The organism is Microcystis sp. Msp_OC_L_20101000_S702, from assembly GCF_007095705.1.
GTDB lineage: Bacteria > Cyanobacteriota > Cyanobacteriia > Cyanobacteriales > Microcystaceae > Microcystis > Microcystis ichthyoblabe_A.
This window is the reverse complement of sequence record NZ_SFBO01000042.1, coordinates 1-7,261: the sequence shown is the minus strand read 5'-3', so window position 1 is coordinate 7,261 and position 7,261 is coordinate 1. Positions and strand designations below refer to the sequence as shown.

At 45.1% G+C, this 7,261-nt stretch carries 5 protein-coding genes, 1 other RNA gene and 1 pseudogene; 3 read left to right on the top strand and 4 right to left on the bottom strand.

The window, feature by feature from the left end; translation table 11 throughout:
• Positions 1–320: 320 nt before the first annotated feature.
• Entirely contained in the window at positions 321–1,910 is a 1,590-nt protein-coding gene (locus tag EWV60_RS04855) for a glycoside hydrolase family 57 protein (RefSeq protein WP_287231339.1), read from the bottom strand.
• 147 nt (positions 1,911–2,057) lie between these two features.
• On the opposite strand from EWV60_RS04855, the gene EWV60_RS04850 reads away from it, so the two are divergent.
• Complete coding sequence (locus EWV60_RS04850) at positions 2,058–3,212, top strand: histidine kinase (RefSeq protein WP_002755527.1); 1,155 nt, start codon at positions 2,058–2,060, stop codon at positions 3,210–3,212.
• Here EWV60_RS04850 and EWV60_RS04845 read toward each other — a convergent pair.
• Positions 3,190–4,017, bottom strand: coding sequence for an alpha/beta fold hydrolase (locus tag EWV60_RS04845; RefSeq protein ID WP_287231337.1), 828 nt, complete (start codon positions 4,015–4,017; stop codon positions 3,190–3,192). The two genes, EWV60_RS04850 and EWV60_RS04845, sit on opposite strands and share 23 nt — an antisense overlap.
• 293 nt (positions 4,018–4,310) lie before the next feature.
• Between EWV60_RS04845 and rnpB the strand changes: the two genes are divergently transcribed.
• An RNA gene (rnpB, locus tag EWV60_RS04840) (RNase P RNA component class A) lies at positions 4,311–4,779 on the top strand.
• Between the two features lie 99 nt (positions 4,780–4,878).
• On the top strand, positions 4,879–5,583 hold the full coding sequence (gene rnc, locus EWV60_RS04835; protein WP_002748582.1) for a ribonuclease III: 705 nt from the start codon (positions 4,879–4,881) through the stop codon (positions 5,581–5,583).
• A gap of 16 nt (positions 5,584–5,599) precedes the next feature.
• Here the strand turns inward: rnc and EWV60_RS04830 are convergent, their stop codons facing one another.
• Both EWV60_RS04830 and EWV60_RS23355 read right to left on the bottom strand, forming a co-directional pair.
• Positions 5,600–6,670 carry a WD40 repeat domain-containing protein gene (locus EWV60_RS04830; RefSeq protein WP_287231335.1) on the bottom strand — a complete coding sequence of 357 codons (1,071 nt, stop codon included), beginning with the start codon at positions 6,668–6,670 and terminating at the stop codon, positions 5,600–5,602.
• A gap of 87 nt (positions 6,671–6,757) precedes the next feature.
• A pseudogene (locus tag EWV60_RS23355) lies at positions 6,758–6,973 on the bottom strand (hypothetical protein); the annotation flags it as partial.
• Positions 6,974–7,261: the final 288 nt, after the last annotated feature.

The following is a 7,261-nucleotide window of genomic DNA, read 5'->3' as shown; positions in this document are numbered from 1 at the left end:
AGCGTTAGATTTATTGGGAGTTTCCCTGATTTGTACCCAGTAACGGGGCGGCGGAAATTCTCTTAATCCCTTCTACAGCACAGGTTATGGCCTTTTGTCAACGGGGAAGTCCAGGTATATTGCCAAAGCTATCTGCCGCTCTTCACTTTCGCTATTAGCCATCATCCATTCCCAATGCCTACTTCTGTATTATAAGTTGGGTACTATTTTTGTAGATAGTGCAGAAATCTACAGGAGATCAAGTAATGAGTGAATCAGAAAGCAACAAGGTGCGCTACAGCTTGTAACGCACCAAAATTTTTATTAATCTCTAACCGAGATTACAGAGGTCGATAGACACGGTAATCAATATTGGGGAAAATATTATCGATTTCCTCGACTTTTTCCAGCCAACCAGAGTCAATCTTCTCGGATTTCACATCTTCATAGATTTTATTTAATCGCAGCAGATGGGAACGAGTGCGCCGGACAGCATAGGGAACCATGGTACCGGTTCGCATAATAAAAGCCCAGTCAGAAGATTGCGCTAATAATAACTCCCGGGCCGCCTGATTTAAAGCCCGTTCCTGCAATTCATCCTCCGCTTCATGATGACTTAATTCAATCATCCGTTCCGTGCCTTTGTGCAGGTGAGGATAGATCCAAGCGTTGGTTTCATTTAGCCAGTATTCGTGAAAACCCTTATAACCCCAACTGGATTGGGAAGGACGACAGACCTGCTGATGGGGGTTAGACCGGAGATAATCAGCTAAATGGGTCATTTGGTAGATATTTTGGTCATACCAGGACTTACGGAACAGAAAATCAATAAACCAGGGTCCCTCATACCACCAGTGACCAAATAACTCGGCATCGTAGGGAGAAACAACCAGGGGAGGACGGCCCATAATTCCCGCTAAACTCTCCACTTGTCGCTCGCGATTATACATAAAATTGCCCGCGTGTTCGGCGGCTTTTTCTTTGGCCCAGTAGGGGTCATAAAGCCCTTTTTCCGATAAACCACCGTCCCGGCTAGTAATTTTGTGGTATTTAATGCCTATATTCTTGCGTTGACCGTTGGGCATGATATAGGGCTTAATATACTCGTATTCCGCTTCCCAGCCCAAATCTTTATAGAATTCCCGATAAACTATATCCCCCGGATAACCGACTTGGGAAGACCAAACCTGTTGGGAAGATTCGTGGTCACGACCGAAAGCGGCCACCCCGGTTTCTGTGAAAATGGGCGCGTAACTGCCGTAACGGGGGCGCGGACGACCGTAGAGAATACCGTGGCCATCGACGAGGAAGTAACGAATGCCCGCATCGGCTAACATTCTTTCTACCCCTTCATAGTAGGCACATTCCGGCAACCAAATGCCCTTGGGACGACGACCGAAATTTTCTTCGTAGTGTTGACAGGCCACCTCAATTTGCGCCCACACCGCTTGTGGGTACATTTTCATCAGGGGCATATAACCATGGGTCGCACCACAGGTGATAATTTCTAGGTTATTACTGTCGAGGAATTGTTTAAAGGCTTTGACCAGATCTCCATCGTATTTTTCCCAAGTTTGTCGGATACTTTGGAAGGATTCAGCGTAATATTCGGCTAAGTAGCGAATATGGCCATTATGTTGATTATGGTCGATTTCTTTAGCAATTAATTCTTCTAACTTACCTAAGTGTTCTCCATAACGCTCTTGCAGTAACGGATCCCGCAGCATCGACACCAAAGGCGGAGTCATGCTCATGGTCATTTTAAAATCGATACCATCCCGCTTGAGACCTTCAAAAACTTGCAGGAGAGGGATGTAGGTTTCTGTGATTGCTTCGTATAACCATTCTTCTTCGAGGACGTAATCGCTTTCGGGATGGCGGACGAAAGGGAGATGCGCGTGGAGAACTAGGGCAACATAGCCAAAAGCCATAGGATTTCTTCTTAGAATTAAGGAATAAAACTTTAAGATTAGGTTGAGTAGATTTTATACTATCTTAAGCTTCTACAATAAAGAATATGATAAAAGTCGATCGATCGTCGATCGATCCCGTTAATCCCTAGGTTTACTAATTTTCCGATGCTCCCATCTAACGAGCCACTGACTGCTTTAGGAAGAGAGACGACAACGCCTCTCTCGATTCAACTTTTGCTATTTGTTGATGACCGTCCCAGTTCTCAAGAAATTATCCGTCAAATTCAGTCCTATCTCCAGTCTTTACAGTCTGATTACCCAATTGACCTACAAATCATCGAAATTCGCCAGCAACCTCATTTAGTCGAACATTTTCGCCTTGTAGCTACCCCCGCCTTGGTCAAAATTGCCCCCGGCCCCCGCCATACCCTCGCGGGCAGCAATCTGGTGGAACAGTTTAAAAAATGGTTGGTACGTTGGCAAAAAGCGATTAAAGAGGAGATTAAAAATGATCACGCTGAGGATGGACAACTTCAAGAGGTGGAACATTCGGGCGAACTCATCCGCATTGCCGATGAGGTTTTTCGTCTCAAACAGGAAAAGGAAGAATTATTAGAACAATTAAAATTTAAAGACCAAATTTTGGCTATGTTGGCCCACGATTTACGCAGTCCTCTCACCGCTGCTTCCATCGCTGTGGAAACCCTCGAATTAGCCTATCATCAACCGGATACTGAGCGCAGTCTGCAATTACGAGAACAACTGCACCAACAGGCCCGCAAACAGTTCCGGATTATGAACCGTTTGATCACAGATATTCTGCAAGCTTCTAAGAGCATGGCGGCGCAATTCACTCTCCACCAGAGTAAATTTTATCTGCAAGGTCTTTGTCAGGAAATTTTGTCTCAATTTACCGATACTTTTCAGGAAAAGACTTTAATTCTCCAAAGCGATATCCCCCAAGATTTGCCCCCCGTCTATGCTGATGAGGAGTTAATCCGACAGGTGATTATTAATCTCTTGGAGAATGGGATCAAATATACTCCCGCTGGCGGCGCAATTACCCTTTCTGTCCTTCATCGTACTACTCAAAAAGTACAGGTGAGCATCAGTGATACTGGCCCCGGCATTCCCGAAGAGAAACAAGAGCATATTTTTGAGGGTCATGTGCGTCTCAAACGGGATGAGGGTAAAGAAGGTTATGGCATCGGTTTATCGGTCTGTCGCAAGATTATTCGCGCCCACTATGGTCAAATTTGGGTGGATAGTGTCCCCGACCACGGCAGTAGTTTTCACTTCACTCTGCCAGTTTATCGCTAAAATGCGCCGCTAACCAATTATCAATGTCCCCTAAAACTAAGTCAGGGATTTCCCAGGGGAACAGATGGGCCGTTTCTGGGTAACATTTCCACTGAGACAGTTTCAGGTTTTCGGCCGTTTCTTGGCTCGAGGCACTGGTAATATGGCGATCATTTGCTCCCGCCAGAACTAAGCAGGGAATTGTGATTTTGTCAAGAGATTTTAAACAATTGTAACCTTGTTTTAAAGCCCGATTTAAAGCGCGATTAGCAGCTGGAGAAGTGCCTAAGTAGGCGGTAACAGCATCTTGAGCGAGATATTGATAGGATATCGCTTGATGTTGTGAAAAAAGGTACTGAAACAGGGAACGACGGGCAAAAGTATCAATATTCCAACGCCATCCCGGTTTAATCTGATTGAGAATTGCCGCCATCCCCGTCAAAATCAGATCTGTGGTGGTGATAGGAGGATGACTACCCCAAGGCCGTGCGGCCGAGGCCACGAGAATTAAACCAGGAAAGCGATCAGGATGCCGCAATACTAATTCCAGTGCGATTATACCCCCCAAAGACCAACCGAGAATTAAACATTGCTGGATTTTTTGGCGATCGAGCAGCTCGATTAAATCCTCTAGATGTTCTTCTAGCTGAAAATCCAGGCGATAACGACTTTTACCGTAGCCGCGCAGATCCGGGGCCAGGGTTTGCCAGCGTTGGCAAAAATGATCGGTAAATACAGACATACTGGCTGCCGAACCGGGATGACCGTGCAGACAGAGGATCGGATAGCCATTACCTTTGATCTTAACGTTGAGAGCGATCGACATTGAGTAGTTATCAGTTATCAGTTATCAGTTATCAGATTTGAGTTTTAAGTGAGCAGTATGTAAGTACCTAAGCAAAATTAATTACACACATCTAACCCCGCTCTTGCCTCTTGCCTCTTGCCTATCTTCACTAGGAAATTAATTTTGCACGACTACTTATTAAGCGAGCAGTATTAAATAGGAGTTTCCTGCTGTCTTTTCACTGTTCACTGTTTACTGTTTACTGATCACTGATTATTGACTAGGATATATGAGCGATCGAGTCTCTGGTAAGTCATACTAGAGAATAGGAGAGAGTTGGTCTAGAGGTTGCGGGGTCATTTGATTAATGATTCCGAGGAAAGTCCGAACTCCCGAAAGACCACACTTGCTGGATAACGTCCAGTGCGCGCGAGCGTGAGGATAGTGCCACAGAAAAATACCGCCCCCTTTTTTCAGTGATTAGTAAACAGTAACGAAAGTAAATTCACTGATAACTAATAACTTTCCACTGATAACTGATACCTGATAACTGATTGGGGGTAAGGGTGCAAAGGTGCGGTAAGAGCGCACCAGCAGTATTGAGAGGTACTGGCTCGGTAAACCCCGGTGGGGAGCAAGGTGGAGGGACAAAGGTTGGTCTTTTTCCTGTCCCGTTTTTAGGAACCGCTTGAGGTAATTGGTAACAATTATCCCAGATAGATAACCTCTATTCCAACAAAGGTAAAAGCAATTTTACTGCTGTTGGGAAATACAGAATTCGGCTTATGTCTGACTCTCTCCTTTATCAGTTATCAGTTATCAGTTATCAGTTATCAGTTTACTGAAAAAGCTCCCCACACCCCACACCCCGCTCCCCATCTCCCCATCTCCCCCGCTCCCATGTCCTTAAGTGATCCGCGTCGCCAAAAACAATTAAAAACCCTAGTGGAAAAGCTGGGTTTATCAGCTGATGTCCCCGTCAGATGGGATTTATTAGATTTGGCCCTAACTCATCCCAGTGTTTCCCGTGATAAGAATTATGAACAATTGGAATTTGTAGGCGATTCTGTGGTAAGACTCGTGGCGGCGGAGGTATTGTTAGAAACCTATCCGGAGGCGCTCGTGGGAGAATTTGCTGCCCTGCGATCGATGATGGTTAGCGATCGCACTCTGGCGGAATTTGCGGATCGCTACGGTTTCGAGCGTTATTTATTGGTATCAAGTAGTACGAGCATTGATCGGGCGGGGCGAATTTCTCGACTAGCAGACGCTTTTGAGGCGGTCTTGGGAGCATTATATCTTAGTACACAGACAATGATTTTAGTGCGTTCTTGGTTAGATGAACCACTGCGGGAAAAAGCGGCCGAAATCCGTCGAGATCCGGCCCGCCAGAATTATAAGGATGCCTTGCAGGAGTGGACACAAGCAAAATACAAAAAACTGCCGCAATATTTAGTTAAAGAAATCAATGGTTTAGATCAAGAACGTTTTTGCGCGGAAGTGTGGTTAAATGAGCAAAAATTAGGAGTGGGAACTGGCAGAAGCAAAAAAGCAGCGGAACAGGCAGCGGCGAAATCGGCTTTTCTAGAAGTGGTTAAAGGCTAAATGGGGGCATTTTTGCCTAACGAACGAATTGCCAGAGGCGAATTTTAAAATCATAATTACCACTAGCCAAATACTGCCCATCGGGACTAAAAGCTAGGGATTCCACCCAGTCGGAATTATTATCAAACCAGGCCAATTGTTTCCCCGTGGTCACATCCCATAAACGCACACCGTCATTACTGGCACTAGCGAGAATTTGTCCGTTAGGATGGAGTGCCAGGGAACGAATTCGGGCTGTATGACCGATGAGGGTAAATAATAACTGATTATTGCTCGTATCCCAGATTTTAATCGTGCGGTCTAAACTACCCGTAATTAAATTTTTACCGTCGGGAGTGTATAAAAGCTGGCTCACCGCTTGGGGATGGGCAGCAAATTTCGATAAAAATTTGCCCTCGCGGATGTCCCAAAAATGTACCTCACCGTTTTCATGACCGCTGGCAAGGGTGACACCATCGGATTTCATGCCTAAGGAATAAACAAAATTACCCACCCAATTTAAACGATAGAGGGGACGGCGGGGGGGTTGCACTGTCCAGAGGCGAATTCCTTCCAAACCACCACTAATTAACGTTTTACCATCGGGAGTAACGGTAAGGGCGAGGACCGTATTACCGTGTTCGAGGGCAATTCCCAAATACTTGCCTTCCACCAGATTCCAAAAATTAATCGAACCATCTAAACCGCTACTAACTAATAATCTTTCGTTGGGACTAATGGCTAAAGCTTTGACGCTGGTTCTTTGGGCCCGAGTTTGGGAAACTTTTTGCCCTGTTTTTACGGACCAAATTCTCAGGAGAGGATCCGTATCACTACCACCAGCGAGAACTAATTGGTTATCGGGGCTGAAAATCACAGCATTAGGGGTGGATTGTTGCCCTTCTAGGGTTTTAGCGAGGGTAAGTCTGCCTAAACCTTCTACTAGGATAGTTTCTGGGGTTTTTTCGCCACTTTCAGCTGCGGGTTTAGGGGGAGCAATAGGACTTTGGGCCTGACTAAGCTGATGTTGCCCGATTGTCAGCGTGGTTAGAACACTGACCACAATTGCTCCAACAAGTTTCTCCCCACCGATAAATCGGAATTTCATAAATTTAGTTGAATATTAACAAATGAACGGTGCTATAGATTCTAGCCTTTGAGGGGATTGATTGCCAAGCAAGGTGAAATTTTTGAGCTAAGAAGGTCGATTTTTTTCGTTTTTCAGGGTTGGTAAAGCTACTTGACCCGATTGGGGCGGTAAATAATATCTTGCGGCTTCTTCTTTGTTGATTGCCTTGCTTTTTTGGCTCTGTTGCCACCTGGCGAATATAGCGATCGCCATAATCGTTGCCCCTAAGGATAGCAGTGTCCATCTTTGTCCTAGAACCCCGATGATGACATCTACTGCACCAATTCTCCAAAGTCTGACTACAGAAGTTTAATCCCCCTAAATCCCCCTTAAAAAGGGGAACTTAAAGGGGGATTTAAATTCGATGTGTAGTTTTCATTTAGAGAAATGGTATTATTGGTTCTTGACGGTAAGCTTTCTTGAGGAAACGCGGCCAGAGGAGATTACTCATTTTGGTAATGATTCGGTAGTAGTGGCGTAGCTCTCTTGCTTACCTGGTATGAATTGTGTAAAATATTTATTAATAAAAATAATTGGAACCCGATCAGTCTTTAAACCTCTAGCTTGATC